Source organism: Cytophaga sp. (assembly GCF_051961495.1).
GTDB lineage: Bacteria > Bacteroidota > Bacteroidia > Cytophagales > Cytophagaceae > Cytophaga.
Genome location: NZ_JBQCDF010000066.1, coordinates 1 through 2,165 on the forward strand (window position 1 = coordinate 1; position 2,165 = coordinate 2,165).

Below are 2,165 nucleotides of genomic sequence, written 5' to 3' on the forward strand. Positions count from 1 at the left end.
TGTGTGATAGATACAAGCCCTGATTGGGATGGAGATGAAAATGCACCCACACAGTGCCAAGTTGTAAATGGAGCCAATACAGGGCACCAACTGATCCTTGTAACAGATGTAAATCCAAACAGTCCTACCTATAATAATACACAATGGGCAGATATGGGAGTGAATACTTCGGCGTGTCCGGTTTCTGTGCAACCTGTTAATGTTACGTATTATAATAATTCTACTGAACCTATCACAATTAGATTTTTTTCTACCTCTAATGCTGCTGAAACCTATTCATTTGATATTCACGATGCCGAAGGCATAATGTCTGTTCCCGCAGGAAATTACAATGTGGAGATGTATGATCCAAATTATTACATCCATGCGTACGACATATGTTCGGGTTTTTATCAGTACGATACCGATGTAACTTTTTATAATATAGATATATCATCCGGTTGCGCAATTATTACTATTGACTAGCTAAAAAAAAGATATGAAAAAATTATTAAGCTCTTTTGTAATACTCAGTTTGCTGGCTTCCTTTAATTATGCCAACAATTTTTATTCATTAAATATTAAAACTATAGACGGAAAGAAAATAGATCTGAACAGTTACAAAGACAGGAAGATTCTATTTATAATTCTTCCGCTCAATAATAATGACAGCAGCATTGCTATTATTAACGCACTGAGCATTTTTAGAAATAAATACAGGAGTAAAATAGAAGTTATTGGTATTCCTTCAATAGAAGAAGGTTTTAAAATAGGGGATGAAAAAAAGCTTAAAAAAATTTACAACGAAGATAGAAAGATGGATATAATTATTACAGAAGGAATGAAAGTGAAGAAATCTTGGGGCAATGATCAGTCTCAACTATTTAAATGGCTAACAGGTAAAGAGCAAAATCAGCATTTTAACCAAGATGTAAAAGGGGTGGGCCATAAATTTTTTGTCGATGAGAAAGGAAACCTTTATGCAGTATTAAGCCCTGCAGCTTCCCTTTATGCACCAGTGATTGACAAGATAGTTAATAAGCCGCCAGCAAATTAAGAATGGTAAAAAAGAAAGAAAATGAATATTCACTATCATAAACTTATCCAATGAATAAGGTGCAAGTAAAACGGGTTTTGCAGTTTTTGGCCATTTATACTGGCTTATTTGTTATAAGTTGTAATACATCTGCTCAATCCAATATGTACGATATTGCGACCGCCTCCGGCAATTACAATTTTTCTTACACCCAGGCCCCTGGCAATATGGTGCCCGTAAACGCAGCAAGTACGGGAACTGCTTATCTATGGCAAAAAAGTGCAACGCCACTGTTTGATGGTACGGTTACCACAGTAGCAACCACTGCTTCTTATAATATAAATACACCTCTTCCTCAAACTACTTATTACCGCAGAAAAATTACTGTAAGCGGCATTTCCTACACTTCCAATGTTATTAAAATAAATGTGGTTTCCCAAAACTGGGAGGATATCAATTATGTAAGGGAACATGACGTTTTGGTAAGCGGGCAAACTGACTGGAAAACGATTGACCAATTGCCCATCGGGCAAAAATTACAAACTACGACTTATCTTGATGGCCTGGGGCGGCCTATAGAAAAAGTGAGTCGCGGAACTGCCGCGCCCCAGGATGGAGGCAGCCAATGGGGCGACCAGGTGCAATTTTCAGTTTATGACAGTTATGGAAGACAAAACATGAAATATCTTCCTTACACCACTACTACCGACAATCCCGGAAAATTCAAGTCGGATCCGGTTGCGGCAGAAACTTCTTATTACGGAAATCCGAATACCTATAATGAAACTTCGGCTTACAGCAGTGTAACCTTTGATAACAGTCCGCTTAACCGGGTTACCAATATCAAAGAGCCCGGCACTTCATGGGCAGCCGGGCCCGGCAATTCAGCAGATTACAGTCTTAATGATGCTACGGATAATGTACAGCAATTTAAAATAGATTATGCCACCGGCTCGCTGCCGGTACTGGTTGGCGCTTACCCTGCCTATACACTGATGAAAACCACTCATACCGATGAAAACGGTAAAAAGGTCATAGAATATACCAACAGCCTGGGCCAACTGGTTCTTACCAAAACAGAACTGAATGATACCCATACAAACGCCTATGACGGCTGGATATGCACTTATAGCGTTTATGATGATTTTGG

General features: G+C 38.8%; 3 protein-coding genes. All 3 read left to right on the plus strand.

Translation table 11 applies throughout. The annotated features are described in order from the left end of the window. On the plus strand, positions 1-465 hold a 465-nt coding region (locus tag ACTHJT_RS03105; protein ID WP_440236300.1), incomplete at its 5' end, for a hypothetical protein. Positions 466-478: 13 nt separating this feature from the next. Continuing rightward, complete coding sequence (locus ACTHJT_RS03110; protein WP_440236301.1) at positions 479-1,036, plus strand: hypothetical protein; 558 nt, start codon at positions 479-481, stop codon at positions 1,034-1,036. A 143-nt stretch (positions 1,037-1,179) separates the two neighbouring features. Beyond that, on the plus strand, positions 1,180-2,165 hold a 986-nt coding region (locus tag ACTHJT_RS03115), incomplete at its 3' end, for a DUF6443 domain-containing protein (RefSeq protein ID WP_440236302.1).

What these genes read in the sequence shown, in the direction of transcription:
- ACTHJT_RS03110 (WP_440236301.1), top strand. Translation starts at nt 479, where the DNA reads ATGAAAAAATTATTAAGCTCTTTTGTAATACTCAGTTTGCTGGCTTCC.